At 74.4% G+C, this 26,566-nt stretch carries 26 protein-coding genes; 20 read left to right on the top strand and 6 right to left on the bottom strand.

Going from position 1 to position 26,566, the window contains the following annotated elements; genetic code table 11:
• Positions 1 to 38 precede the first annotated feature (38 nt).
• Genes OG309_RS07430 through OG309_RS07420 form a run of 3 tightly spaced genes read left to right on the top strand, consistent with a single transcriptional unit; the run spans position 39 to position 3,163 of the window.
• A complete protein-coding gene (locus OG309_RS07430; protein WP_329419131.1) occupies positions 39 to 1,238 on the top strand; it encodes a hypothetical protein in 1,200 nt (399 codons plus the stop codon).
• A complete protein-coding gene (gene mycP / locus OG309_RS07425; protein ID WP_329428199.1) occupies positions 1,238 to 2,404 on the top strand; it encodes a type VII secretion-associated serine protease mycosin in 1,167 nt (388 codons plus the stop codon). Before OG309_RS07430 ends, mycP begins: the two co-directional genes overlap by 1 nt.
• Positions 2,405 to 2,428: 24 nt before the next feature.
• Positions 2,429 to 3,163, top strand: coding sequence for an SseB family protein (locus OG309_RS07420; protein ID WP_329419129.1), 735 nt, complete (start codon positions 2,429 to 2,431; stop codon positions 3,161 to 3,163).
• A gap of 36 nt (positions 3,164 to 3,199) precedes the next feature.
• Here the strand turns inward: OG309_RS07420 and OG309_RS07415 are convergent, their stop codons facing one another.
• Complete coding sequence (locus OG309_RS07415; protein WP_132914599.1) at positions 3,200 to 3,568, bottom strand: DUF1844 domain-containing protein; 369 nt, start codon at positions 3,566 to 3,568, stop codon at positions 3,200 to 3,202.
• A gap of 357 nt (positions 3,569 to 3,925) precedes the next feature.
• Between OG309_RS07415 and infC the strand changes: the two genes are divergently transcribed.
• The 10 genes from infC (at position 3,926) to OG309_RS07365 (ending at position 15,152) form a co-directional block, all read left to right on the top strand.
• Positions 3,926 to 4,627: a translation initiation factor IF-3 gene (infC, locus tag OG309_RS07410; protein ID WP_329428197.1), complete on the top strand. Its 702-nt coding sequence runs from the start codon at positions 3,926 to 3,928 to the stop codon at positions 4,625 to 4,627.
• 127 nt (positions 4,628 to 4,754) lie between these two features.
• Positions 4,755 to 4,949, top strand: coding sequence for a 50S ribosomal protein L35 (gene rpmI / locus OG309_RS07405; protein ID WP_041128339.1), 195 nt, complete (start codon positions 4,755 to 4,757; stop codon positions 4,947 to 4,949).
• A 106-nt stretch (positions 4,950 to 5,055) separates the two neighbouring features.
• Complete coding sequence (rplT, locus tag OG309_RS07400) at positions 5,056 to 5,442, top strand: 50S ribosomal protein L20 (protein ID WP_043227974.1); 387 nt, start codon at positions 5,056 to 5,058, stop codon at positions 5,440 to 5,442.
• Between the two features lie 124 nt (positions 5,443 to 5,566).
• Positions 5,567 to 6,406: a TrmH family RNA methyltransferase gene (locus OG309_RS07395; protein WP_329419123.1), complete on the top strand. Its 840-nt coding sequence runs from the start codon at positions 5,567 to 5,569 to the stop codon at positions 6,404 to 6,406.
• A gap of 81 nt (positions 6,407 to 6,487) precedes the next feature.
• On the top strand, positions 6,488 to 7,726 hold the full coding sequence (locus OG309_RS07390; RefSeq protein WP_329428195.1) for a sensor histidine kinase: 1,239 nt from the start codon (positions 6,488 to 6,490) through the stop codon (positions 7,724 to 7,726).
• 167 nt (positions 7,727 to 7,893) lie between these two features.
• Positions 7,894 to 9,036, top strand: coding sequence for a phenylalanine--tRNA ligase subunit alpha (pheS, locus tag OG309_RS07385; RefSeq protein ID WP_329419122.1), 1,143 nt, complete (start codon positions 7,894 to 7,896; stop codon positions 9,034 to 9,036).
• Complete coding sequence (pheT, locus tag OG309_RS07380; RefSeq protein ID WP_329419120.1) at positions 9,036 to 11,567, top strand: phenylalanine--tRNA ligase subunit beta; 2,532 nt, start codon at positions 9,036 to 9,038, stop codon at positions 11,565 to 11,567. Before pheS ends, pheT begins: the two co-directional genes overlap by 1 nt.
• Positions 11,568 to 11,819: 252 nt before the next feature.
• Positions 11,820 to 12,884, top strand: a complete 1,065-nt coding sequence (locus tag OG309_RS07375) for a PP2C family protein-serine/threonine phosphatase (protein ID WP_329419118.1) — start codon at positions 11,820 to 11,822, stop codon at positions 12,882 to 12,884.
• Positions 12,885 to 13,129: 245 nt separating this feature from the next.
• Positions 13,130 to 14,500: a transcriptional regulator gene (locus tag OG309_RS07370; RefSeq protein WP_329419116.1), complete on the top strand. Its 1,371-nt coding sequence runs from the start codon at positions 13,130 to 13,132 to the stop codon at positions 14,498 to 14,500.
• Between the two features lie 121 nt (positions 14,501 to 14,621).
• Positions 14,622 to 15,152, top strand: coding sequence for an NUDIX domain-containing protein (locus OG309_RS07365; protein WP_329419114.1), 531 nt, complete (start codon positions 14,622 to 14,624; stop codon positions 15,150 to 15,152).
• A gap of 77 nt (positions 15,153 to 15,229) precedes the next feature.
• Here OG309_RS07365 and OG309_RS07360 read toward each other — a convergent pair whose 3' ends face one another.
• Positions 15,230 to 16,090, bottom strand: coding sequence for a 3-hydroxybutyryl-CoA dehydrogenase (locus OG309_RS07360; protein ID WP_329419113.1), 861 nt, complete (start codon positions 16,088 to 16,090; stop codon positions 15,230 to 15,232).
• Positions 16,091 to 16,260: 170 nt separating this feature from the next.
• On the opposite strand from OG309_RS07360, the gene OG309_RS07355 reads away from it, so the two are divergent.
• Complete coding sequence (locus OG309_RS07355) at positions 16,261 to 17,532, top strand: glycoside hydrolase family 10 protein (protein WP_329419111.1); 1,272 nt, start codon at positions 16,261 to 16,263, stop codon at positions 17,530 to 17,532.
• Between the two features lie 12 nt (positions 17,533 to 17,544).
• Here the strand turns inward: OG309_RS07355 and OG309_RS07350 are convergent, their stop codons facing one another.
• A complete protein-coding gene (locus OG309_RS07350; protein ID WP_329419110.1) occupies positions 17,545 to 17,754 on the bottom strand; it encodes a DUF1918 domain-containing protein in 210 nt (69 codons plus the stop codon).
• Between the two features lie 174 nt (positions 17,755 to 17,928).
• Entirely contained in the window at positions 17,929 to 18,861 is a 933-nt protein-coding gene (locus tag OG309_RS07345; RefSeq protein ID WP_329419108.1) for a DMT family transporter, read from the bottom strand.
• Between OG309_RS07345 and OG309_RS07340 the strand changes: the two genes are divergently transcribed.
• From OG309_RS07340 to OG309_RS07325, 4 genes are all read left to right on the top strand, one after another.
• A complete protein-coding gene (locus OG309_RS07340) occupies positions 18,860 to 20,296 on the top strand; it encodes an aminotransferase-like domain-containing protein (RefSeq protein ID WP_329419107.1) in 1,437 nt (478 codons plus the stop codon). The genes OG309_RS07345 and OG309_RS07340 overlap by 2 nt on opposite strands.
• Before the next feature lie 92 nt (positions 20,297 to 20,388).
• Positions 20,389 to 20,841 (top strand): GNAT family N-acetyltransferase, encoded by a 453-nt coding sequence (locus OG309_RS07335; protein ID WP_329419105.1) that lies wholly within the window; start codon positions 20,389 to 20,391, stop codon positions 20,839 to 20,841.
• 69 nt (positions 20,842 to 20,910) lie between these two features.
• Entirely contained in the window at positions 20,911 to 21,486 is a 576-nt protein-coding gene (locus tag OG309_RS07330; RefSeq protein ID WP_329419104.1) for a histidine phosphatase family protein, read from the top strand.
• An 86-nt stretch (positions 21,487 to 21,572) separates the two neighbouring features.
• Entirely contained in the window at positions 21,573 to 22,730 is a 1,158-nt protein-coding gene (locus OG309_RS07325) for a methyltransferase (protein ID WP_329419103.1), read from the top strand.
• Positions 22,731 to 22,757: 27 nt separating this feature from the next.
• On the opposite strand, the gene OG309_RS07320 is transcribed toward OG309_RS07325, so the two are convergent.
• Both OG309_RS07320 and OG309_RS07315 read right to left on the bottom strand, forming a co-directional pair.
• Positions 22,758 to 24,359, bottom strand: coding sequence for an ABC-F family ATP-binding cassette domain-containing protein (locus OG309_RS07320; RefSeq protein WP_329419101.1), 1,602 nt, complete (start codon positions 24,357 to 24,359; stop codon positions 22,758 to 22,760).
• A gap of 191 nt (positions 24,360 to 24,550) precedes the next feature.
• Positions 24,551 to 25,339, bottom strand: coding sequence for an RNA polymerase subunit sigma-70 (locus OG309_RS07315; protein WP_329419099.1), 789 nt, complete (start codon positions 25,337 to 25,339; stop codon positions 24,551 to 24,553).
• Between the two features lie 124 nt (positions 25,340 to 25,463).
• Here OG309_RS07315 and OG309_RS07310 point away from each other — a divergent pair, with 124 nt between their 5' ends.
• On the top strand, positions 25,464 to 25,970 hold the full coding sequence (locus OG309_RS07310) for a helix-turn-helix transcriptional regulator (protein WP_329419098.1): 507 nt from the start codon (positions 25,464 to 25,466) through the stop codon (positions 25,968 to 25,970).
• 10 nt (positions 25,971 to 25,980) lie between these two features.
• Entirely contained in the window at positions 25,981 to 26,400 is a 420-nt protein-coding gene (locus tag OG309_RS07305; RefSeq protein ID WP_329419097.1) for a VOC family protein, read from the top strand.
• The last annotated feature ends 166 nt before the right edge of the window (positions 26,401 to 26,566 follow it).

The following is a 26,566-nucleotide window of genomic DNA, read 5'->3' as shown; positions in this document are numbered from 1 at the left end:
CGCTGTGAGGAACGAGCAGGGGGACCAGGGGGACGGGGATGAGCACCGAGCCGCAGCGTCCCGCGTCCCGCATCACCGACGCCCTCCTGCCCCCGGACCGACCCACCGCACCGCCACCCCCGGCCCCCACCGCACCCCCGGCCCGCCCCCAGGCGCCCGCCGCCCCGCGCCCGTCGGCGCCCACGGCGCCGCCCGCGTCCGCATCGCGCTCCCAGGCGCCCGCGTCCGCCCCGCGCTCCCCGGCCCCCGCCGCCCCGCGCCCCTCGGCCGCCGCACCGCCCCCGGCTCCGCCGCGCTCCCCGGCCGCCTCCGCGCAGCCGCTCCCGGCCGTCGAGACCACCACCCGGCTGCGGCCGATCCGTGACGCCGGGCCCCTCCCGGCCCCCGCCCGCCCGGTCGTGTCCCCGCACCCGTACGGCGTCGACCGCTGGGCCCTGCCCGACGAGGTGCCCGCGGAGACGCCCGCCGAGACCACCACCCGGCTGCGGCCCGTCCAGGACCGGCGCCCCGGGCGGGTCCTGGCCGCCGCCGGCTGCGCCGTCCTCGGGCTCGGCCTCATCGGCGGCGCCGCCGCGGGCGCGCTCCTCGCCGAGAGCGGGGCGGGCGAGGCCGCCGAACCGCCCGGCTACGCCCAGGCCAAGGGCATCTGGCACGACGCCCCCGTCGACGCCCTCTTCCCGCGCACCCTGTCCGGCCCCACCGCGGGCCCCGGCGGCGCGGCCCGCACCTGGACCCGGATCGTCGTCGCCCCCGACACGCCCTGCACCGCGGCCGTCCTCCCCAAGGGCCTGCTCACCGCCCTGAAGGTGCCCGGCTGCGAACGCGTGCTGCGCGCCACGTACACCGACGCCACCTCCTCCCACCTCACCACCGTGGCCCTCGTCTTCACCCAGGCCGACCCCGCCACCATGCGCACCCTCGGCTCCCGCGCCGACGACGACCCGCCGCCCGCCCTCGCCGCCCCCGCGACCGTCGCCGCCGGGTTCGGCGACCGCCAGCGGGCCAGCTGGTGGCGGCACGTCCTGACCGACCTCCCCGTCGTCGTCACCTCCGTCTCCGGCTTCGCCGACGGCCGTGCCGTCGCCGAGGCCGAGCCCGCCCCCCGCGCCATGACGGCCAAGCGCACCACCGCCGTCGCCCAGGCCGGCCTCGGCCACGAGGCGAAGGGCGTCGGCGACGGCGTCGAACGCGCCCTGCGCACCGCCGTCGCCGCCACCCTCGAGGAAGGCGCCCGGTGATCCGCCGCCCCCGCACCGCGGCCGCCGCCCTCCTCGCCGCCGCCTTCGCCGTCCTGCCCGCGACCACGACCCCCGCGTACGCCGACACCATCCGCGCCCGCCAGTGGGGCCTCGACGCGCTGCACACCTCCCGCGCCTGGCAGACCACCCGCGGCGAGGGCGTCACCGTCGCCGTCCTCGACACCGGCGTCGACGCCACCCACCCCGACCTGGAGGGCTCCGTCCTCACCGGCACCGACCTCGTCGGCTTCGGCGCCTCCCGCGGCGACCGCGCCTGGGCCCGCCACGGCACCGCCATGGCCGGCATCATCGCCGGACACGGCCACGGGACCGGCGCCCAGGACGGCGTCCTCGGCGTCGCGCCGAAGGTACGGATCCTGCCCGTGCGGGTGATCCTGGAAGGCGCCGACAAGGCCCGCGACAAGGCCCGCAAGACCCGCGGCACCGCCCTCGCGGAAGGCATCCGCTGGGCCGCCGACCACGGCGCCGACGTCATCAACCTCTCCCTCGGCGACGACTCCGAGTCCGCCCACCCCGACGCGGGCGAGGACGCAGCGGTCCAGTACGCCCTCGCCAAGGGCGTCTCCGTCGTCGCCTCCGCCGGAAACGGCGGCGAGAAGGGCGACCACATCTCGTACCCCGCCGCCTACCCCGGCGTCATCGCCGTGACCGCCGTCGACCGCTACGGCACCCACGCCGCCTTCTCCACCAGCCGCTGGTACGCCACCGTCAGCGCCCCCGGCGTCGACATCGTCATCGCCGACCCCGACCGGCGCTACTACGAGGGCTGGGGCACCAGCGCCGCCGCCGCGTTCGTCTCCGGTGCCGTCGCCCTCGTCCGCGGCGCCCACCCCGACCTCACCCCGGCCCAGGTCAAGCGGCTCCTCGTCGACACCGCCCGCAACCGCCCCAAGGCCGGCCGCACCGACCAGAAGGGGTACGGGACGGTCGACCCGGCCGCCGCCATCGAGGCCGGCGGCGCGCTCAAGGGCGCCGACCCCAAGGCCGCCGTCGCCGGATACCGCGGGCAGTACTTCGGCCCGGGGCCCCAGGCGGAGCCCGAGGAGAGCCGCCCCATCGGCCTGCTCGCCCCCATCGCCGGAGGCGTCGGCGTCCTGCTGCTCGCCGCCGCCGTCACCCTGTGGCGGGGCAGCCGCAGTCGCTGACGGCCCGGCGGTTAGGCTCGTGGGGTGGCGCTCAAGAACATCCCGGACCCCGGTTTCTCCGACGACGACGGCACCGCCGACCCGCGGCTCAGCGCGGCCCTGGCCGCCTGGGCCCAGGACCGGACCGCACACGGCCCGGTCCTGACCGCCCTCAAGGACGCCCGGCTGCTCGTCCCCGTCGTCGCCGTCCTCGGCGAGGTCGAGGTGGACCCCGTGACGGGGCTCAAGCAGGAGAAGACCAGCGACATGGCCGTCCCGACGCTGACCGCGGGCGACCGGCGGGCCCTGCCCGCCTTCACCTCGATCGCCTCGCTGGCGCTGTGGGACCCGGCCGCCCGGCCGGTCGCCGTCCCCCTCCACCAGGCGCTCCAGGCCCTCGCCCACGAGAAGGCCGACACCCTCGTCCTCGACATGGCCGGGCCGGTGCCCTACCAGGTGACCGGCTCCGCCCTGCTCGCCCTCGCCGAGGGCCGCAGCAGCGCCGACCCGCTCGACGACCCGGCGGTCCGGGACGCGGTCCGAGCCGCCGTCGCCGCCGAGCCCGCCGTCCTCCGCGCCCACCTGGGCCCCGGCACCGCCGACGGCACCCTGGCCCTGGTCCTCGCCGACGACGCGGCCCCCGCGGAGGCCGCCCAGCGCGTCGCCCGCCTGCTGGCCGCCGACGAAACGCTGAGGGCCCGCCTGGTGCGGGGCCTCGACCTGGCACTCCTGCCGGCCTCGGCCACGCCTCCCGGCGAGCCCTTCTACGTAAAGAACTGACGTCTCGCGGCCGTTCGGCCCCGACGGGCCGACGCCCTAGCCGTACACGGGCCCCGTGTACTTCTCGCCCGGGCCCTGGCCCGGCTCGTCCGGGACGAACGAGGCCTCGCGGAAGGCCAGCTGCAGGGACTTCAGGCCGTCCCGCAGCGGAGCCGCGTGGAACGAGGAGATCTCGGTCACGCCGGCGTCCAGCAGGCCCGCGAGGGCGTGGATCAGCTTGCGGGCCTCGTCGAGGTCCTTGTGCTCGTCGCCGTCCTCGGTGAGCCCCAGCTTCACCGCGGCGGCGCTCATCAGGTTGACGGCGACGGTCACGATGACCTCCACCGCGGGGACCTCGGCGATGTCGCGGGTCATGGCTTCGAAGTCGGGGGTCTCGGGAGACTCGGTGTCGGGCGTTTCGCTCATGCCCACACGATAAGCGGACGTACGGTTCGCGCCGACCGGCGGGTCCTGCTAACCTTGTGTAACGACCGGCCGGACACCTATGTGCCCGGCCCACAAGTGGAGGCTCCGTTCTCCCACCTGACCACCCTCACGGGTGGCGGGTCACCGGTCAGGTGGCGCCCATCGTTCCGTACGGACGATGGAAGCCACCCGATGCACGCCCCGCGGTTGACCGCGGCGGTGTTCCGGTTTTCCATGGAGCCCCGCCTGTGTCCCGTCCGGGGCGTTTTTCACGTACCGGCTCGGTTGGTCTCAACAGTTCTACCGTGAACGTGTCCGTCCGCCAGGCGGTCGCGTGGTGCTAACCGAGGAGGATCCATCAGCGCCGAGCCCCGCATCAACGAGCGGATTCGCGTCCCCGAGGTGCGTCTTGTCGGCCCCAGTGGCGAGCAGGTCGGCATTGTGCCGCTTGCCAAGGCCCTGGAGCTCGCGCAGGAGTACGACCTCGACCTGGTTGAGGTCGCCGCGAACGCCCGTCCGCCCGTGTGCAAGCTCATGGACTACGGGAAGTTCAAGTACGAGTCGGCCATGAAGGCCCGTGAGGCGCGCAAGAACCAGGCGCACACGGTCATCAAGGAGATGAAGCTCCGGCCGAAGATCGACCCGCACGACTATGACACCAAGAAGGGTCACGTCGTCCGGTTCCTCAAGCAGGGCGACAAGGTCAAGATCACGATCATGTTCCGTGGTCGTGAGCAGTCCCGCCCGGAGCTCGGGTACCGACTGCTGCAGCGCCTTGCCGAGGACGTGCAGGAGCTTGGCTTCATCGAGTCCAACCCGAAGCAGGACGGCCGGAACATGATCATGGTTCTGGGCCCGCACAAGAAGAAGACCGAGGCCATGGCCGAGGCCCGCGAGGCCCAGGCCGCGCGCAAGGCCGAGCGCCAGGGCATCTCGCCCGACGCGGTCGAGGCCGCTCCGGTCGAGGCCGAGACGGTCGAGGCCGAGGCGCCCGCCGCCGAGGAGGCCCCGGTCGAGCAGGCTCCGGTCGACACGTCGGCCGGGAACGCCGAGGCGTGATCCCGCGGGGCTGCCGCTCCGGCAGCCCCAGGGGTTCCGCCCGGAACCACTCAAACGAAGAATTGACGCTCCCGGTTGTCCGGTGCCCGCACCGGGGGAGCGCCACTGACGAGGAGATAACGGCGCTATGCCGAAGAACAAGACGCACTCCGGTGCCAAGAAGCGCTTCAAGGTCACCGGCTCCGGCAAGATCCTGCGCGAGCGCGCCGGCAAGCGCCACCTGCTCGAGCACAAGTCGTCCAAGCTGACGCGTCGCCTCACCGGCAACGCCGAGATGGCCCCGGGTGACTCCGCCAAGATCAAGAAGATGCTGGGCATCTGATCTGATCTCCCGCCCTCGGCGACGAGGGCTTCCGGTCGAGACCGGGACCCATCCGATTTCCGGGTCGTGTGAGCACCACCACGGCCCCGCTACAAGGAGTTAAGAAGTGGCACGCGTCAAGCGGGCAGTCAACGCCCACAAGAAGCGCCGGGCGATCCTCGAGGCGGCCTCCGGCTACCGCGGTCAGCGTTCGCGCCTGTACCGCAAGGCCAAGGAGCAGGTCACCCACTCGCTGGTCTACAACTACAACGACCGCAAGAAGCGCAAGGGCGACTTCCGTCAGCTGTGGATCCAGCGCATCAACGCCGCTGCCCGCCAGAACGGCATGACGTACAACCGCCTCATCCAGGGTCTGAAGGCCGCCAACATCGAGGTGGACCGCAAGATCCTCGCCGAGCTGGCCGTCAACGACTCCAACGCGTTCGCCGCGCTGGTCGAGGTCGCGCAGAAGGCCCTCCCGGCCGACGTCAACGCCCCGAAGGCCGCCGCCTGATCTTCCAGGCCGCAGTACTTCCGCCGGACCCGCAGGCCTCGCGCCTGCGGGTCCGGTGCGTTGCCCCCCGTTCCCCCCGGCCTTTCCGCCGCCGAGCCCGACGAGTCAGAGAGCCGCAGGCACCATGTCCACCCCCGAGCTGATCTCCCCGCGTTCCCCGCGCGTCGTCGCCGCCCGGCGGCTCGCCAAGCGCAACTTCCGGGGCAAGGACCGCCTCTTCATCGCCGAGGGCCCGCAGGCCGTCCGCGAGGCCGTCGAGCACCGCGGCGCCACCGGACAGCCCACCCTCGTGGAGCTCTTCACCACCGTCGAGGCCGCCGAGCGCTACGCGCCGATCATCGACGCCGCCCTCGCCTCCGGAGCCCGCGTCCACCACGCCTCCGACGCCGTGCTCGCCGAGGTCTCCCAGACGGTCACCCCGCAGGGCATCGTCGGCGTCTGCCGCTTCCTCGACTCCCCCTTCGAGGACATCCTGGCCGCCCGGCCCAAGCTGGTCGCCGTCCTCGCGCACGTCCGCGACCCCGGGAACGCCGGCACCGTGCTCCGCTGCGCCGACGCCGCCGGCGCCGACGCGGTGATCCTCACCGACGCCTCCGTGGACCTGTACAACCCCAAGTCCGTCCGCGCCTCCGTCGGCTCCCTCTTCCACCTCCCGGTCGCCGTCGGCGTCCCGGTCGAGCAGGCCGTCGCCGGCCTCAAGGGCGTCGGCGTGCGCATCCTCGCCGCCGACGGGGCGGGCGAGGACGACCTCGACGCCGAGCTCGACGCCGGCACCATGGGCGGCCCCACCGCCTGGGTCTTCGGCAACGAGGCCTGGGGGCTGCCCGAGGAGACCAGGGCGCTCGCCGACGCCGTCGTCCGGGTCCCGATCCACGGCAAGGCCGAGAGCCTCAACCTCGCGACCGCCGCCGCGGTGTGCCTCTACGCCTCCGCGCGCGCCCAGCGCCCCCGAACCACCGCCTGAGGGGTCCACCGGAGCCGTCGCGCCTAGTAGGGTGACGCACTCGGGGCCCACTGCGTGACACGGAGGGGTGGGATGACGGGGATGACGGTCGGCACGGACAGTCCCGCACAGGCACGGAGCAACGCGCCGCACGCCTCGCAACCGCCGCCCCCGCCCGACCCCGGTACCGACGCGGCCACCGGCATGGAGGAGGGCCCGGGCATCGACGCGGTCACCGGCATCGGCGCGGGCCCCGGTACCGATACGGCCACCGGCATCGCCGGGGGGCTCGGCATCGACCCCGACGACCTGCCCGACGGCCTGGTCGTCGCCGACGAAGCCGGCCGGATCGTCTGCTTCAACGCCGCCGCCGCCCGTATCACCGCCCTGCCCGGCCGCGAGGCCCTCGGCCGCCCGCTCGACCAGGCGCTGCCCCTGGAGGACCTCAAGGGCCGCCGCTGGTGGGCGCTCACCGACCCGTACGGCGGGCTCGCCACCCGCCGCGGCCAGCCCGAGCGCAACCTGCTGCTGCCCGGAGGACGCGAGGTCCTGGTCTCCGCCCGCTACCTCCGCGCCCACCCCACCGGACCCGTCCGCCGGGTGATCGTCTCCCTGCGCGGCACCGAGGCCCGGCGGCGCAGCGAGCGCAGCCACGCCGAGCTCATCGCGACCGTCGCCCACGAGCTCCGCTCGCCGCTCACCTCCGTCAAGGGCTTCACCGCGACCCTGCTCGACAAGTGGGAGCGGTTCACCGACGACCAGAAGCGGCTGATGCTGGAGACGGTCGACGCCGACGCCGGCCGCATCAAGCGGCTGATCGCCGAGCTCCTCGACATCTCCCGGATCGACTCCGGCCGTCTGGAGGTCCGCCGCCAGCCCGTCGACATCGCCGCCGCGGTCGGCCGCCACATCCAGGCCCACACGACCGGCGGCCAGTCCCCGGACCGTTTCTTCGTCCGGGTCCGCCCCGACCTGCCCGAACTGTGGGCCGATCCCGACAAGATCGACCAGATCCTCGGCAACCTCCTGGAAAACGCGGTGCGCCACGGCGAGGGAACCGTCACCATCGAGGTGGCACCCACCACGGACACCACCGACGGAGAGAAGGGGACGGAGGTCACCGTGAGCGACGAAGGACCCGGCATCCCCGAGGAGTCGATGGGCCGCGTCTTCACCCGCTTCTGGCGGGGCAGCAAGCGCGGCGGCACCGGACTCGGCCTCTACATCGTCAAGGGCGTCGTCGAGGCCCACGGCGGCACGATCACCGTCGGACGGGGCCCCCGGGGCGGGGCCGAGTTCCGATTTATCCTGCCCGTCGGCACCCCGGCCCACCTCCTCTGAGGTCGCCGTCCGGTCTCACCAGGCGAGATCGCACGGAATCAGGAGCCGCCCGGGCCGCCCACGGGCTCATTCGCGTCCCCGCGCCCCGTTAGACTCGTCCTTTGGCACGTTTGCGCCCTTGACGTCGAGCGGGGCCGCCCAGCCAGCCAACGGAAGCACGGGAAGAGATGTCGGCACCCAATAAGTCGTACGACCCGGTCGAGGTCGAGGCCTTGAAACCGGAAGAGATCGAGCGCATGCGGGACGAGGCGCTCGCCGCCTTCGCCGCCGCAGGCGACCTCGACGCGCTCGCCCACGCGAAGACCGCGCACACCGGCGGCACCTCGCCGCTGGCGCTCGCCAACCGCGAGATCGGCGCCCTGCCCCCGCAGGCCAAGGCCGCCGCCGGCAAGCTGGTGGGCCAGGCCCGCGGCGTCGTCTCCAAGGCGCTGGCCACCCGCCAGACCGAGCTGGAGGCCGACCGCGACGCGCGGGTCCTCGTCGAGGAGGCCGTCGACGTCACCCTGCCGTACGACCGTGTCCCCGGCGGCGCCCGCCACCCGCTGACCACCCTCATGGAGCGCGTCGCCGACGTCTTCGTGTCGATGGGCTACGAGGTCGCCGAGGGCCCCGAGGTCGAGGCGGAGTGGTTCAACTTCGACGCCCTGAACTTCGTGCCGGACCACCCGGCGCGCCAGATGCAGGACACCTTCTTCGTCCAGGGAACCACCCCGGAGGGAACGGGTGTCACCACGGGTGACGAGTCCGGTGTCGTGCTCCGTACCCACACCTCGCCGGTCCAGGCCCGCACCCTCATCGACCGGGAGCCCCCGGTCTACGTGGTGTGCCCCGGCCGCGTCTACCGCACCGACGAGCTCGACGCCACGCACACCCCGGTCTTCCACCAGATCGAGCTGCTGGCCGTCGACGAGGGCCTGACCATGGCCGACCTCAAGGGCACCCTGGACCACATGGTCCAGGCGCTCTTCGGGGCCGACATGAAGACCCGGCTCCGCCCGAACTTCTTCCCCTTCACCGAGCCGTCCGCCGAGATGGACATGCTCTGCTACGTCTGCCGCGGCGAGTCCGTCGGCAACCCGGACCGGCCCTGCCGCACCTGCGGCAGCGAGGGCTGGATCGAGCTCGGCGGCTGCGGCATGGTCAACCCGAAGGTGCTCGTCGCCTGTGGCGTGGACCCCGAGAAGTACAGCGGATTCGCCTTCGGGTTCGGCATCGAGCGGATGCTGATGTTCCGCCACAACGTCGAAGACATGCGAGACATGGTCGAGGGTGACGTCCGGTTCACCCGGCCGTTCGGGATGGAGATCTGATGCGGGTCCCGCTTTCTTGGCTGCGGGAGTACGTCGACCTGCCGGTCACGGAGACCGGCCGTGACGTGCAGGCCAAGCTCATTTCGGCAGGCCTCGAGGTCGAGACCGTCGAGCGGCTCGGCGCCGGCCTGACCGGCCCGCTGGTGGTCGGCAAGGTCCTCACCATCGAGGAGCTGACGGAGTTCAAGAAGCCGATCCGCTTCTGCACCGTCGACGTCGGCCAGGCCAACGGCACCGGCGAGCCCCAGGAGATCATCTGCGGCGCCCGGAACTTCGCCGTGGGCGACAAGGTCGTCGTGGCCCTGCCCGGCGCCGTGCTGCCCGGAGACTTCCGGATCGCCGAGCGCAAGACGTACGGCCGGGTCTCGCGCGGCATGATCTGCTCGGGCGGCGAGCTCGGCATGGGCGACGACGGCTCGCACGGCATCATCGTGCTGCCGCCGGAGCACGAGGTCGGCCTCGACGCCACGGTCCTCCTCGAGCTGTTCGACGAGGTCCTCGACATCGCCGTCACCCCGGACCGCGGCTACTGCCTCTCGATGCGCGGTGTCGCCCGCGAGGCCGCCATCGCGTACGGCCTGCCGCTGCGCGACCCGGCGCTGCTCGACGTGCCCGCGCCGAACTCGTACGGCTACCCGGTCCAGATCTCCGACCCGATCGGCTGCGACCGCTTCACCGCGCGCACGGTCGTCGGCCTCGACCCCGAGGCCCGCAGCCCGATCTGGCTGCAGCGCCGCCTCCAGAAGGCGGGCATGCGCCCGATCTCGCTGGCCGTCGACATCACCAACTACGTGATGCTGGAGCTCGGCCAGCCGCTGCACGCCTACGACCGCACCCGCGTCGACGGCCCCATCGGGGTCCGCCGCGCCGCCGCCGGGGAGAAGATCACCACCCTCGACGGCACCGCGCGCGTCCTCGACTCCGGGGACCTGGTCATCACCGACAACCGCGGGCCGATCGGCCTCGCGGGCGTCATGGGCGGTGCCGACACGGAGATCGCCGACCCGGTCACCGACCCGGAGACCGGCATCGTCACCGGCACCACCGAGGTCGTCGTCGAGGCCGCGCACTTCGACGCGATCTCGATCGCCCGCACGGCCCGCCGCCACAAGCTGTCCTCCGAGGCGTCCAAGCGCTTCGAGCGCGGCGTCGACCCGCAGGCCGCCGCCGCGGCCGCGCAGCGCACGGTCGACCTGCTCGTGCTGCTCGCGGGCGGCACGGCCGAGGCCGGCGTCACCGAGGTCATCGCCCCGACGGCGCCCCGCACCATCGCCATGCCGGCCGACCACCCCGACCGGGTGGCGGGCGTGGCCTACGGCCGCGAGACCGTCGTCCGCCGCCTCCAGGAGATCGGCTGCGACGTCTACGGGCAGGACGAGCTCGTCGTCACCGTCCCGACCTGGCGCCCCGACCTGAACGTGCCGAACGACCTGGCCGAAGAGGTCATCCGCCTGGAGGGCTACGAGAACCTGCCCTCCACGCTGCCGAAGCCGCCCGCCGGCCGCGGCCTCACCGAGCGCCAGCGCACCCACCGCCGGGTGGGCCGCGCGCTGGCCGGCTCCGGTTACGTCGAGGCGCTGAACTACCCGTTCATCGGCGAGCAGGTCTTCGACCAGCTCGGCCTCGACGCGGACGACGCCCGCCGCCGGGTCGTCAAGCTGGTCAACCCGCTCTCCGACGAGGAGCCCGCCCTCCGTACGACGCTGCTGCCGGGCCTGCTCGGCGCGCTGCGCCGCAACGACGGGCGCGGCAGCCACGACCTGGCCCTCTTCGAGACCGGCCTGGTCTTCCGTCCCACCGGGGGCCAGCCGGGCGTCGCCGTCCGCCTGGGCGTCGACGGGCGTCCCACCGACGAGGAGATCGCCCGCGTCGACTCCGCGCTGCCCGCGCAGCCGCGTCGCGTCGCCGTCGTCCTCGCCGGTGCCCGTGAGCAGGCCGGCTGGTGGGGCAAGGGCCGTCCGTCCGACTGGGCGGACGCGATCCAGGCCGCCCGTGTGGTGGCCGCCGAGGCCGGTGTCGGCCTGCTGGTCGACGCCGACCAGCACGCCCCCTGGCACCCGGGCCGCTGCGCCGCCTTCCACGTCGTGATCGACGGCGAGAAGACGCTGGTCGGCCACGGCGGCGAGCTCCACCCGCGCGTCGTCAAGGCGCTGGGCCTGCCGGCCCGCACCTGCGCGATGGAGCTGGACCTCGACCTCCTGGAGCGGGCGGGCGAGGGGCCCTTGAAGGCCCCGCGCATCTCCTCGTTCCCGGTCGCGACCCAGGACGTCGCCCTGGTCGTCGACAAGGGCGTCCCCTCGGCGATGGTGGAGTACTACCTGGCCGGCGGCGCGGGTGAACTCCTGGAGTCCATCCGCCTGTTCGACGTCTACACCGGCGACCAGATCGACGAGGGCAAGAAGTCCCTCGCGTACGCCCTGAAGTTCCGCGCCCCCGACCGCACCCTGACGGTCGAGGAGGCCACGGCCGCCCGCGACGCGGCGGTCGCCCTGGCGGCGGAGCACACGGGAGCGGTGCTGCGCGGCGCGTGACGCGCGCGGTGACGTGAGCCGTCGAGGGAAGGGGTCCCGCCCCGGGTGATCACCCGGGGCGGGACCCCTTCCCCGTGTCCGGGGTGTCCTCCGTCGCCGCACTCCCGTCCGGGGCCGCTCACTCCTTCGGGTGAGATCCCCGGCGGAGGTTCCCGCGCGCCCCCTTCCCCCGCGAGAATCGACCCGGCCACAGGGGCGGGCCTGTGTGCCGCAGGGTCTTCGGGCGCTGGCGGGCCTCGGGAAGGGCCGTGGATGTTCCGTGACAAGGCTTTGGATGCCGAAGGCTCCCGGATACGCCGGGTGGCTCCGCTGGCGGCCCCGGTCGTGTGGGGGCTCGTCGCCGTCGCCTGGAAGGTCGGGTGTCCGGTGGCCCGACAGCCCGGGATGCCGATGCGCGTCGCCGACGGCGTCGTGTTCCTCGCCGTCGGGACCGGCCTCGTGCTCGGGGCGCGGCGAGGTCTCAAACGGGAGCTGGCGCGGGTGCGGGCCGTCGCCGACGCCACGCAGCAGGTGCTGCTCCGCCCGCCGCCCGCGCGCCTCGACGGGCTCTCGGTGGCGGCCGGGCAGCTGTCCGCGTCCCGCGGTGCCGTCGTCGGCGGTGACCTGTACGAGGCGGTGGCCACGCCGTACGGGGTGCGCCTGGTCATCGGGGACGTGCGGGGCCACGGGCTCGCCGCGCTCGGGGCGGTGGTCGCCGTCCTCGGCAGCTTCCGCGAGGCCGCCCACGACGAGCCCGAACTCGCGGGCGTGCTGCGCCGCCTGGACCGGGCGCTCGGACGGCACCTGTGCGAGCGGGCCCGGGAGGAGCACCCGGCCAGGGCGGGGCGGGCGCCCGAACATCCGGCCGCCGAGGAGTTCGTGACGCTGCTGCTCCTGGAGATCCGCGCCGACGGAGTGGTGTACGTGCTGGACTGCGGCCACCCCGGCCCGTACCGCCTCGGCCGCCGCGTCGAGGCGGTGCCCGTCGGCGAGCCGCTGCCCCCGCTCGGCGCCTTCCCGCTGCCCGCCGACCTCGTGCCGTACCCCGCGACCCGGCTGCGGCCGGGCGAGACGCTGGTCCTCCACACGGACGGCGCGGAGGAGGCCCGCGACCGCCGGGGCGGGTTCTTCCCCCTGGACCGCGCCCTCGCGGCAGCGGCCGGGGAGGCACCGGCCGAGCTCGTCCGCCGGGTGCACGCGGCGCTGCTGCGCCACACGCGCGGCCGGCTCACCGACGACGTCGCCCTGCTCGTCGTACGCAACGACCGGGTGCGGGTACCGGCGCAGCCCGCCGAACCCGGGCTGCGCCGTACCCGGCCTGCGCCCTCCTCCCACTAGTGGGCCGGGTCCGGAGGCCGGCGCCGTCCGCGCTGCCACGGAGTGTCGGGCAGATCAACAGCGCGGACGGCGCTGACCGGGCGGCCGCACTGTTCGAGGGGGAGCCGGCGGCCCGGTCCTCGCCTTGCGGCGAGGGAGTTCAGTCAAGCGGTCCGGACGCATCGGAGACAGTGCGTACGGACCGGGAGAACGAGTACTTCGTTCACACCCCGTGTGAAACGCCCCCGATCCACCGGAGCGGTCCCATGCAGTCCCAGCCGCAGCCCCCTCCCCATCTCCAGCCCAACACCCTGCTGGACTCCCTGCTCGACGAGGCGGGGATGTCCCACAGCGGGCTCGCCACCCGGGTGAACCAGGCCGGCCGGGCCCGCGGTCTCGCCCTGCGCTACGAACACACCGCCGTGGCCCGTTGGTTGAAGGGGCAGCGGCCGCGCGGCCAGGTCCCCGACCTGATCTGTGAGGTGCTCGCGGGCCGGCTGCACCGCGCCGTCACACTCGACGACATCGGCCTCGGCGTGCCCGGCGCCGGACTGCCCGCGGCCGGCTGCCCGCTCTCCGGCTTCGTCGAGCGGGCCACCGCCCTGTGGCGCTGCGACGAGCAGCAGCGCCCGCACGTCCTGGGTGCCCAGGCGGTCACCGGCACCCCGGCGGTGATGCCGGTCTGGGAGTGGGAGAACCCGCCGGAGGACGTGGACGTCTCCCGCGACGGGCGCACCCGGGTCTCCGTCGCGGACGTGCGGATGCTGAGCGCGGCCCGGGCGCACTACGAGCAGATGTACCGCAAGGCCGGCGGCATGGCGACCCGCGCCCGGGTCGTCGGCTTCCTCACGGCCGAGACCGCGCCGCTGCTGCGCGGCGCCTACAGCGACTCCCTCGGGCGGCGGCTGCACCGCGCCAGCGGGGGCCTGGTGGCGGTGGCCGGGATCTGCGCCTACGACTCCGACGCCCAGGGGCTCGCCCAGCGCTACTTCCACCAGGCGCTGCGCCTCGCGAAGGCGAGCGGCGACCGGGGGCTCGGCGCCTATGTGATCGCACTGCTGGTCAACCAGTCGCTGTTCATGGCGGAGTACCGGCAGGCGGTCGCGTTCGCGGAGGCGGCGCTGCGCGCGGCCGGGCGGGACATCACGCCCGCGCTCGCCGCCGATCTGACGGCGATGCAGGCCAAGGCGTACGCGCACCTCGGCGACGGGTCGGCGGCCCTCGCCTGCATCCGGCGGGCGGAGACGGAGGCGGCGCGGATCAGCCCGGGCGCCGAGCCGGCCGAGACCGGGTACGTCCAGCCGGGCCTCGTCAACGTGCAGGTCGCGGAGGCCCTGCTCCGTCTGGGTGATCTGACGGCGGCCCACGAGCACGCGGCGGCGGCCGTCGAGACGCCCGCGCACGACCGGGGGCGGGTGCACCGGCTCGCCATGCTGTGCCAGATCGAGCTGCGGCAGGGGGAGACCGAGCGGGCGGCGGGCACGGCGGTGGAGATGACCGAGCGGGCCCGCGGGATGGAGTCGCAGCGGCTGCGGGACCGGCTCCGTGAGGTGCGCGAGCATCTGCTGGCCCGTGGGGGAGGGGACGCCCGGGAGGCGGCCGAGCTGATCGACGGGGCCCTGCGCGTGCCCCTGTGAGGTGCCGCCGCGAGCGGGTCCCCGGGCGTCTGCCTCGGTGGGCGTGCTTTGCCTTGTGGCCCGGACCCTGCTGCGATATTGCCACCAAGTAATCACCGACCAGTCGGAAGGTGGCAAAATCGTGCAGTGGACGAAGTTAAGTGAACAGCCCGTCTATGAGAACCGCTGGTTCCGGGTGAACCTCGCGGACGTCGAACTCCCCGACGGCCGCCGCCTCGACCACTACCTCATCCGGCTCCGCCCCGTCGCCGCCGCGACCGTCGTCAACGACGCCGACGAGGCCCTGCTGATCTGGCGCCACCGCTTCATCACCGACAGCTGGGGCTGGGAGCTGGCCGCCGGCGTCGTCGAGGACGGCGAGGACATCGAGGCCGCCGCCGCCCGCGAGATGGAGGAGGAGACCGGCTGGCGCCCCGGGCCGCTGCGCCCGCTCCTCACCGTGGAGGCGTCCAACGGCCTCACGGACGCCCGCCACCACCTCTACTGGGCGGACGAGGCGAGCTGCACCGGGCCCCCGCAGGACGCCTTCGAGTCCTCGCGGGTCGCCTGGGTCCCGCTCAAACGCGTTCCCGAGCTGATCGCCCGGGGCGAGGTCCCGGCCGCCAACATGGCCGCCGGGCTGCTGATGCTGCGCCACCTGCGGCTCGGCTGAGACCACGCGCGCGGAATCGCCGGACGGCCCGTACCTGTGCGGTGTACGGGCCGTCCGGGGTGCGCGCCGAGCGGGGGTCAGGAGTACGGGTAGAAGCCCGAGCCCGTCTTGCGGCCGAGACGGCCCGCGTCCACCATCCGCTGGAGCAGCGGCGGCGCCGCGTACAGCGGCTCCTTGTACTCGGTGTACATCGAGTCGGCGATCGAGGCGATCGTGTCCAGGCCGATCAGGTCCGACAGCTTCAGCGGGCCCATCGGGTGGGCGCAGCCGAACTCCATGCCGTTGTCGATGTCCTCGCGGCTCGCGATGCCCGACTCGAACATCCGGATCGCGGAGAGCAGGTACGGCACGAGCAGGGCGTTCACCACGAAGCCCGAGCGGTCCTGCGCACGGATCGCGTGCTTGCCCAGGGTCTTCTCGGCGAACAGCTGCGCCCGGCTGATCGTGCCCTCGGAGGTGGTGAGGGCGGGGATCAGCTCGACCAGCTTCTGCACCGGGGCCGGGTTGAAGAAGTGGATGCCGATGACCGAGTCGGGGCGGGAGGTCGCCACGGCCAGCTTCACCAGCGGGATCGAGGAGGTGTTGGAGGCCAGGATGGCGTCCGGCCGGGTCACCACCTGGTCGAGCACCTTGAAGATCTCGGTCTTGACCTGCTCGTTCTCGACGACCGCCTCGATCACGAGGTCGCGGTCGGCGAACTCGCCCAGGTCGGTGGTGAAGCTGAGCCGCGCCAGCGTGGCGTCCCGCTCCTCCTCGCTGATCTTGCCGCGTTCGGCGGCCTTGGACAGCGAGTTGTAGAGCCGTGTGCGGCCGATCTCCAGCGCCTCGCCGGTGGTCTCGGCGACCTTCACCTCGAGACCGCTGCGGGCACACACCTCAGCGATGCCCGCGCCCATCTGGCCGCAGCCCACCACTCCGACGCGCTCAATGTCGGCCATGGAGTCCGTCACCTCGTGCCTTTCGCTCTTTACTGGCGGCGGGCCCGTGTGATTCCGGAGCGTCCGCCTCGACCCCACGACGTTACTCCCGACGGAGCGGATGATCGATCGTTCTGGGCCGGGCATGCTCTCCGAGGGGCTGTGACGTATCCGATAGCGAGGGATGACAAATGCCGCTGATCGGCAGAAGAGGGTTCGTGGCGGGGGCGGCGCTGAGCGTCCTCGGGACCGGGGGAAGCGGAGCGGCCGGGGCCGCCGGATCCACCGCGTCGGGCACGGCACCCGAGGCGAGGGCTGCCGGAGGAGGCCGCGGCGGCGGACGGCGCGCAACCGCCGGCTTCCGGGGCATGTGGATCACGACGGTCTTCAACCGTGACTTCCCCTCCCGGACCGGCCTGACCGCCGCCGTGCAGCGCGCCGAGCTGATCGCCCGGCTCGACCTCGCGGTGCGGCGCGGGATGACCGCCGTCATGCTCCAGGTCCGGCCCTCCGCCGACGCCCTGTGGCCCTCCCCGTACGAGCCGTGGGCGAGCTGCCTCACCGGCGTCCAGGGCGGCGACCCGGGCTGGGACCCGCTCGGCACGGCCGTCGCCGAGGCGCACGCGCGCGGTCTGGAGCTGCACGCCTGGTGCAACCCGTACCGGGTCGCCACGCAGACCGACCGGACGCGACTGGCGCCGAACCACCCGGTGCGGCTCCACCCCGAGTGGGCGCTCGAGTACGGGGGAGGGCTCTGCTACGACCCGGGCCTGCCCGAGGTCCGGCGCCACGTGCAGGACGCCATGCTCGACGCCGTACGCCGCTACGACGTCGACGCGCTGCACTGGGACGACTACTTCTACCCGTATCCCGTGGCCGGGGAGGACTTCCCCGACGACGACAGCTTCCGCCGGTACGGAGCCGGGTTCGCCGACCGGGCGGCCTGGCGGCGGAACAACGTCGACCTGCTGGTCTCCGAGACCTCCGCCCGGGTGAAGGAGCTCAAACCGCACGTCGCCTTCGGCATCAGCCCCTTCGGCGTCTGGCGCAACGCCTCCGCCGACCCGCTGGGCTCCGACACCCGGGCCGGGGCGAGCTACGACGACCTGCACGCCGACAGCCGCAAGTGGGTCAAGGAGCGCTGGGTCGACTACGTGATCCCGCAGCTCTACTGGCACATCGGCTACGGCCCCGCCGACTACGCCAAGCTGGTGCCCTGGTGGGACGCCGTGGTCCGGGACACCGGCGTACGGCTCTACCTCGGCGAGGCGCTCTACAAGGTCGGCGACCCCGCGCAGCCCGCCGCCTGGCAGGACCCCCAGGAGCTCGTCCGCCATGTGCGGCTCGGCAGGGACCATCCGACCGTCGGCGGCCACGCCTACTTCGCGACGAAGGAGGTCGCCAAGGATCCGCTCGGGGCGCTCACCGCGGTCCTCGCCGACGACACCCCGCGCGGGGCGTGACTCCGGGACGGCTCACCGGTCGGTGGGCCGCGTCTCCGGGTGGTGGCGTACGACGGTGTCGGGGCCCGGTGACATCAGGGCCTCGTGACCGTCGTCCTCGTACTTGACGCGGTACGGGGGAGTGCCGTTCTCCCCCAGTACCTGGACGACCTTCGCCGTACGGTCGTGCTGACCGACGGTCCGGCCGTGCACCAGCAACTCGTCGCCCACGTTCGCACGCATCGGGGTGACCTCCTCGCGGCCGGGCGTGCCCTGCACAGAGTCTTCGGCCGGCCATGTCCGCCTGTCTGCCTCTGTCTGCCATTGTGACCCCGGTCACCCCCGCCGTCACGCGGGGCCGGTTCGCGCGGGGCCGGGGTCCGGGTTCACGCGGGGCCGGGACGGGGCGGCGCCGGGTCAGCTCTTCGCCCGCTGGGTCACCGCGATGCAGACCAGCACCGCGCCCGCCGCGACCGGGGCGGCCGGCGACAGGTGCTCCCCGAGCACGGTCACCGACCAGAACAGCGTGAGCAGCGGCTGGGCGAGCTGGAGCTGGCTCGCGCGCGGGATGCCGATCGCGGCCATGCCCCGGTACCAGACGTACAGCCCGAAGAACGTGGACCCGGCGGCCACCCAGACGAGCCCCGCGATCCCGTGGGCGGTGAGGTGCACGGGCTCGTGCGCCAGCGCCACGGCCGAGCCCGCCACGGTCAGCGGCAGGCAGAGCACCAGCGCCCAGCCGATGACCTGCCAGCCCGGCATCAGCCGGGCGAGCCGGCCGCCCTCGGTGTACCCGGCGGCGCACACGAGCAGCGCCCCGAAGAGGTAGAGATCGCCCTGCGACACCGCCCCGCCGCTCTGCTGGAGCGTGAAGCCCAGCACCACGACGGCCCCGGCGACGGCCGCGACCCAGAAGGTGCGGGACGGGCGCCGGCCGGTACGGATGGCGGCGAAGGCCGCGGTGGTCAGCGGGAGCAGCCCGACGACCACGGCGGCGTGCGAGGTGGTGGAGGTCCGCAGCGCCAGCGTCGTCAGCAGCGGGAAGCCGACGACCACGCCCCCCGCGACGACCGCGAGCCCGGCCCAGTGGCGCCGCTCGGGCATCGGCACCCGGCCCACGAGCAGGAAGGCCCCGGCGATCACCGCGGCCAGCACCGAACGCACGGCCACCAGCGACCAGGGGCCGAAGCTCTCCAGGCCCCAGACGGTGGAGGGGAAGGTCAGCGAGAAGGAGACCACGCCGAGCGCGGCGAGCAGCGTCCCGCGGCGGGCGGCGGCGGGCTCGGCCTCGGCCCGGGGGTTCGCGACCGCTATCGTCATCGGCGGGGTAGCGCTATTCTGTGCTCTCATGAATGAGAGTAGCAGTGTGGGAGAACTGGCGAAATCCCTCAAGTCGGAGCTGAACCGCTACTCCGTAGGTGAGAAGCTGCCGTCGAGCCGGGCTCTCGTCGAGCGCTACCGCGTCTCCCCGGTCACCGTCACCCGGGCCCTCGCCCAGCTCGCCGCCGAAGGCCTGGTCGTCACCCGGCCCGGCGCCGGCGCCTACCGGGCCGAGCCCCGCGCCGCCGCCCCCGCCGCCGGGGACACCTCCTGGCAGCAGCTCGCGCTCAGCGCCGACACCGCCACCGAACTCGTCCCCCGGTCCGTCGACGCCTCCGGCGTCCTCGTCACCCTCTCCGCGCCCCAGCCCGGCGTCATCGAGTTCAACGGCGGCTACCTCCACCCCTCGCTCCAGCCCGAGCGCGCCCTCGCCGGCGCCCTCGCCCGGGCCGGCCGCCGCCCTGGCGCCTGGGGCCGGCCGCCCACCGACGGGCTGCCCGAGCTGCGCGAATGGTTCGCCCGCGAGATCGGCGGCGGCGTCACCGCCGCCGAGGTCCTCATCACCGCCGGCGGCCAGCCCGCCCTCACCACCGCCCTGCGCGCCCTCGCCCCGCCCGGCACCCCCGTCCTCGTCGAATCGCCCACCTATCCGGGCATGCTCGCCATCGCCCGCGCCGCCGGACTGCGCCCCGTCCCCGTCCCCACCGACGCCGACGGTGTACGCCCCGAGCTGCTCGAAGCCGCCTTCCGCGCCACCGGTGCCCGCGTCTTCGTCTGCCAGCCGCTCTTCCAGAACCCCACCGGTGCCGCCCTCGGCGCCGAACGGAGCGCCGCCGTCGTCCGGATCGCCCGCGCGGCCGGCGCCTTCGTCGTCGAGGACGACTTCGCCCGCCGCCTCGTCCACGAGGACGCCGGGCCGCTGCCCGCCACGCTCGCCGCCGACGACCCCGACGGCGTCGTCGTGCACGTCTGCTCGCTGACCAAACCGACCTCCGCGAGCCTGCGGGTGGGCGCCCTGGCCGCCCGCGGACCCGTCCTGGAGCGGCTGCGCGCCATCCAGGTCGTCGACAGCTTCTTCGTCCCCCGGCCCCTCCAGGAGGCCGCCCTCGAACTCGTCGGCTCCCCGGCCTGGAGCCGCCATCTGCGCTCCCTCGCCGCCGAGCTGAAGAGCCGCCGCGACACCCTGGCCGGCGCCGTCGCCCACCACCTGCCCGAACTCGCCCTGCCGCACGTCCCCTCCGGCGGCTACCAGCTCTGGCTCCGCCTCCCCGACACCCTTCCCGAGGCCGCGCTCGTCCCCGCGGCCCTGCGTCACGGCGTCGCGGTGGCGCCCGGCCGGCCGTACTTCTGTGCCGAGCCGCCCGCCGGCCACATCCGGCTGAGTTTCGCGGGTGTCGCGGGCCCCGCGGAGATCGCCGAGGGGGTGCGGCGGCTGCGGACCGCCGTGGACGGGCTCCTCGGCTGACCCCGGCCGCGCCGGGGCGCGCACCGCCGCCCCGGCGCTCGCCCCCGGCATTTTCACCTGACAAGGGACGGCGGGGCTGCCAGCCTGTGCTCATGAGCGACACGACGGCCACCGCCGGCCCCGTCATACACGGGGCGTACGAGATCTCAGCCGACCTCGCCCGGATCGACGTGGCGCGCGTCCACCACTGGCTCTCCACCGACGCCTACTGGGCCCTCGGCCGACCTCGGGAGAAGCAGGACCGCGCCATCGCCGCCTCGCTCAACTACGGTGCCTACCACCGCGAGTCGGGCGAGATGAGCGCCTACGCCCGTGTCGTCACCGACTACGCCACCTTCGCCTGGCTCTGCGACGTCTACGTCGACCGCGCGGCGCGCGGCACCGGGCTCGGCACCGCCCTCGCCACCGCCGTCCGTGACGACCTGGAGGTGTACGGGCTGCGCCGGATCATGCTCGCCACCGCCGACGCGCACGGCGTGTACGAGAAGGTCGGTTTCACGCCACTGCAGAATCCGGACAAGTGGATGGCACTCGGACAGCAGTGAGCGCGGCCCCGCCGCGCTTCCCTCAATGACCCCTTGACCTGCGGGGCCCCCGGCCTCACGATCGCCGCCATGGGTCTTCGGGTCACGCTCGTCGCGGCGGCACGCAGCTCCTCCCTGCTCGCCGAACGCTTCGACGACGACCGGCCGCTCGACGAGGCCGGCTGGTACGAGGTGCAGCTCGCCGCGCCACGGCTCATTCCGCTCGGCGCGGCGGAGCTGCGCTACTGCTCCCCGACGCCCCGCAGCCGCGCCACCGGCACGGCGCTCGGCTACGCGCCGCTGGTCCAGCCGGCCTTGCGCGACTGCGACATGGGGCGCTGGCGGGGGCTCACCCTGGCCGAGGTCGCCGCGCTCGAACCGGGAGCCGTCGACGCCTGGCTCCGCGACCCGCACACGGCGCCGCACGGAGGAGAAACGCTTCTCTCCTTCATCACCCGGGTCGGCGGCTGGCTCGACACCCGCCCCGCCGACGACGGCGCCATCGTCGCCGTCGCCGAGCCCGCCGTCGTACGGGCGGCCCTCGTCTACGCCCTGAAGGCCCCGCCCGCCACGTACTGGAACGTCGACGTGCGCCCCCTCTCCACCGTCACCCTGACGGGACGCCCCGGGCTGTGGCACCTCCAGCTGGCGGCGGCGGTCGGGTGACGCGCCCGGGCGACCCGCCGCCTTCGCCCGGCCCCGCGCCCTCGGCGGCGCCCGCGACCCTCCGGGACCGCTAGCCTGGGGGCACGATGAACCGTTTGACCACGTCATGGGGCACCTTCCCGCTCACCCGGCACCCCGAGGACCCGCGCGATCCCCTCCGCGCCTGGGACGCCGCCGACGAGTACCTGCTCGCGCACCTCGCGGAGAGCGGCACCGACCTGTCCGGCACCGTCGCCGTCGTCGGGGACCGCTGGGGCGCCCTCGTCACCGCGCTCGCCGCCGCCGGGACCGGGCAGCTCGTCCAGATCTCCGACTCGTACCTCGGCCGCCGGGCCACCGGCGACAACCTCGCCCGCTCCGGCGCCGCACCCGGCGCGGTCCGGCTGCTCACCACGCAGGACCCGCCGCCCGAACGGGTCGACGTGCTGCTCGTCCGCGTACCCAAGAGCCTCGCGCTCCTGGAGGACCAGCTCCACCGGCTCGCCCCCGCCGTGCACGCGGGGACCGTCGTGGTCGGCACCGGCATGGTGAAGGAGATCCACACCTCCACGCTGAGGCTCTTCGAGCGGATCCTGGGGCCGACCCGCACCTCCCTCGCGGTGAAGAAGGCCCGGCTCATCCACACCACCCCCGCCGCCGGGGTGGCGCGGCCCTCGAACCCGTGGCCCCTCCGGTACGCGCTGCCCGCCGACGCCCCGGCCGGGCTCGCCGGACGCACGGTCGCCAACCAGGCCGGGGTGTTCTGCGCCGACCGCCTCGACATCGGCACGCGCTTCCTCCTCCAGCACCTCCCGCACGGCGTCGGGCGCTCCCGCGTGGTCGACCTCGGCTGCGGCAACGGCGTCGTCGGGCTGGCCGTCGCGCTCGCCGAGCCCGAGGCCGAACTGCTCTTCACCGACGAGTCGTACCAGGCCGTCGCCTCCGCCGAGGAGAACTTCCGCACGCACGCCGGGACCGCCCGCACGGCCGAGTTCGCCGTCGGCGACGGCCTGGCGGACGTCGCCCCCGGCTCGGTGGACCTCGTGCTCAACAACCCGCCGTTCCACAGCCACCAGGCCACCACGGACCGCACCGCCCGCCGCATGTTCGCCGAGTCCCGCCGGGCCCTGCGGCCCGGCGGCGAGCTCTGGGTGGTCGGCAACCGGCACCTCGGCTACCACGTCAGCCTGCGCCGCATCTTCGGCAACAGCGAACTCGTCGCCGGTGACCCGAAGTTCGTCGTGCTGCGGGCCGTGAAGCGGTAGCCGCCGGGCCGGTGCCGGGAGCGGCGGCTACGCCAGGGACACCAGCTCCCGGTGCTCCTCGTTCCACAGGTCCTCCTGCGCGTCCGGCAGCAGCAACACCCGCTCCGGACGCAGCGCGTCGATCGCGCCCTCGTCGTGCGTGACCATCACGATCGCGCCCGGGTACGTGCCGACGGCGGCCAGCACCTCGTCGCGCGAGGCCGGGTCGAGGTTGTTGGTCGGCTCGTCGAGCAGCAGGACGTTCGCGCCCGAGTGGACGAGACCGGCCAGCGCCAGCCGGGTCTTCTCGCCGCCGGAGAGGACCCCGGCCGGCTTGTCGGCGTCGTCGCCCCGGAACAGGAACGCGCCCAGCACCCGCCGGACCTCGCCGTCCGTGAGGTGCGGGGCCGCCGCCGCCAGGTTGGCGCGGACGGTGCGCGCCCGATCCAGCGTCTCGTGCTCCTGCGCGAAGTAGCCGAGCCGCAGCCCGTGCCCGTGCACGACCCGCCCCGAGTCCGGGGCCTCGACGCCCGCGAGCAGCCGCAGCAGCGTCGTCTTCCCCGCGCCGTTCAGCCCGAGCACGACGAGCCGGGAGCCCCGGTCCACCGCGAGGTCCACGCCGTCGAGGACCGGGCGCCCGCCCCCGTACCCCTTGGTCAGCGAGATCGCCCCCAACGGCATGCGGCCGCAGGGCGCGGGCTCGGGCAGCCGGATCCGCGCCACCCGCTCCGAGCGCCGGACCTCCTCCAGGCCGTCGAGCATCCGGTCGGCGCGCCGCGCCATGCTGCGGGCGGTGACCGCCGTCGCCGAGCGGGCCTTCATCCGGTCCGCCTGGGCGTGCAGTGCGGCCGCCTTCCGCTCGGTGTTGGCGCGCTCGCGGGTCCGGCGCCGCTCGTCGGCGTCCCGCTGGGCGAGGTACGCGGCCCAGCCGGTGTTGTGGACGTCGACGGTCGCCCGCTGCGGGTCCAGGTGGAAGACCCGGTTGACGGTGGCGGCGATCAGATCGAGGTCGTGGCTGATGACGACGAGACCGCCCTGGTGCGCGGCGAGGAACCCGCGCAGCCAGCCGACCGAGTCGGCGTCGAGGTGGTTGGTCGGCTCGTCGAGCAGCAGGGTGCCGTCGCGGCCGTGCCCGGCGAAGAGGATCCGGGCCAGCTCCACCCGGCGCTTCTGCCCGCCGGACAGCGTGCCGACCGGGCGCCCCATCAGCTCGGCGGGCAGCCCGACCCCGGCGGCGACCCGCGCCGCCTCGGCCTCGGCCGCGTATCCGCCGCAGGCCTCGAACGCGGCCTCGGCCCGGACGTACGCGTCCAGCGCCCGCTCGTCGGCGCGCTCACCGAGCCGGTCGGCGGCGGCCCGCAGCCGGCGGACGGCCACGTCCATGCCCCGCGCGGACAGGATCCGGTCGGTGACGGAGGCGGACGGGTCGGCGGCGCGCGAGTCCTGCGCCAGATAGCCGACGTCGCCGGTCCGCAGCACGCTGCCGGCGGCCGGGGCGCGCAGCCCCGCGAGGGTGTCGAGGAGGGTCGTCTTCCCCGCGCCGTTGCGGCCGACCAGGCCGATCCGGTCGCCGGGCGCGACGTGGAAGGAGATGCCGGACAGGAGGAGACGGGCGCCGACGCGCACGTCGGCACCACGAAGGGTGATCATGAGGGAACGCTCCGAACAAGCAGAAGGACACACGGGTGGCGTGGAAGCGGGTCCTTGAGCTAGGAGATTCGGGGCGTCGACATGGGTCCCAGGCTAGGGGAGGGCGCGGGGCCCCGCATCCGGTTTTCCCCGGAGCCGCCGCTCCCGCTCGGGCCGCCGCCCCCGCCCTCACCGACCCCGGCCCCCCCCGCTCACACATCCGGGAACGTCAGATCCAGCCCCCGTACCCGCTCCTCCCCGGTCGTGATGTCCAGCGCCACGATGCGGTCGCCGCGCAGCGTGAACGCCACCGCCGAGACCGGGCGGCCGCCGGCGAAGGCCACCACCCCGATCGCCCCGTCGACCAGCGCCGGTCTCGTCACCCGGTCCCGGCGGGCGAAGGCGGCCGCGCCCTCGGCGACGGCGGGGGCGCCGTGCACCGGGCCCCGCTCCGAGAAGGCGACGACCTCCGGGTCGAGCACGGCCGCCAGGGCACGCGCGTCGCGGGCGCGGGCGGCGGTCAGGAAGAGCTCCACCACGGCCCGCTGCCGCGCCGGATCGCCGCCCGCCCGGGCACCCCGCACCCGCCGCCGCGCCGCCCTCGCGAGCCGGCCGGCCTGCTCCGGGGTGTCTCCGGTGATCCGCGCGGTGTCGTCGAGGGGCAGCCCGAACAGGTCGTGCAGGACGTACGCGAGCCGTTCCCCCGGCTCCAGGGCCTCCAGGACGACGAGGAGCGCGAGCCACACCGGGTCGGGGCCGTCGGGGGCGTCCGGCGCGACCGGCTCGGCCCCGGCCCGTCCCTGGAGCCGCCGCACGCAGGTCCGCCCCACCGAGGAGACCAGCCACTCCCGGATCCCCGCCCCGCCGCCGAGTTCGGCGCGGGCCTGCGCGAGCACCTCCTCGGCCTCGCGGGAGGTGCCGAGCATCCGCCGCGCCAGGGCCCGCAGCTGCTCGTGGTGGGCGTCGAACTGCGCGGTCAGGTAGCTGGTCTCGTCGTGCACGGGGCATCTCTCCTCGTCGGGGCCGGGCGGGCCCGGCCCGGCCCGTCACCGCGTTGACGCCCGGGCCCGCGAGGATGTGACAGAAGCCCCCGCGTGCATCGGGGCCGCGTGGGACCCTGGGGGGATGAACCTGGAGGATCTCGTGCGCCTGCGTCGCGCCAAGGACGCGATGGACCGTGACTACGCGCAGCCGCTGGACGTCCCGGCGCTCGCGAGGGTCGCGCTCATGTCCGCCGGGCACTTCTCCCGCAGTTTCCGCGCCGCGTACGGGGAGACCCCGTACAACTACCTCATGACCCGCCGCGTCGAGCGGGCCAAGGCGCTGCTGCGCCGGGGCGACCTGAGCGTGACCGAGGTGTGCTTCGAGGTCGGCTGTACGTCGCTGGGGTCGTTCAGCTCGCGCTTCACCGAGCTCGTCGGCGAGACCCCCAGCGCCTACCGGGCCCGCAGCCACGAGTCGGGCGCCCCGATCCCGGCGTGCGTCGCCAAGGTGATCACCAGGCCGCTGAAGAACGGGCGTCCGAAGCCGGCCCCCGACGCGCGGGCCGACGCCCCCCTCCGGACCGTCCCCGAGGCACCGGCCGGGCAACCGATCAGTATCGGAGAAGCGGAATCCGCCGCGGCCTCGTAGCTTCGGAGGCATGAACAGCATCAACCTCTCCCAGTGCTTCATCGCCGTCGACGACCACGACAAGGCGCTCGCCTTCTACCGTGACGTGCTCGGCCTGGAGGTCCGCAACGACGTCGGGTTCGAGGGCATGCGGTGGGTGACCGTCGGGTCGCCCGACCAGCCGGACGTGGAGATCGTCCTCGAACCGCCGCTCGCCGACCCCACGGCCCCGGAGGCCGACCGGCAGGCCATGTCCGAGCTGCTCGCCAAGGGCCTGCTGCGCGGAGTGATCTTCTCCACCGACGACGTGGACGCCACCTTCGAGCGGATCCGGGCGGCCGGCGGCGAAGTCCTGCAGGAGCCGGTCGATCAGCCGTACGGTGTGCGGGACTGCGCCTTCCGCGACCCGGCCGGCAACATGCTCCGCTTCAACCAGCCGCGCAAGCAGTAGCGGAATCCCGCTCGACAGCACGCGACGCCTCACCGCCCGCGACCCCGGGCCTCCAGGCCCGGCCGCGGGCGTCGACCCGCCCGACGGAGCAGGCCGACCGGAGCAGGCCCACCGGAGCCGGTCCGTCGGAGCCGCCCAGTAGAGCCCGCCCGCCCCACAGAGGAGA

This window comes from Streptomyces sp. NBC_01268, assembly GCF_036240795.1.
Lineage (GTDB): Bacteria > Actinomycetota > Actinomycetes > Streptomycetales > Streptomycetaceae > Streptomyces.
Note: the sequence above shows the minus strand (reverse complement) of the source record. Positions and strands in the feature narration are given on the sequence as shown.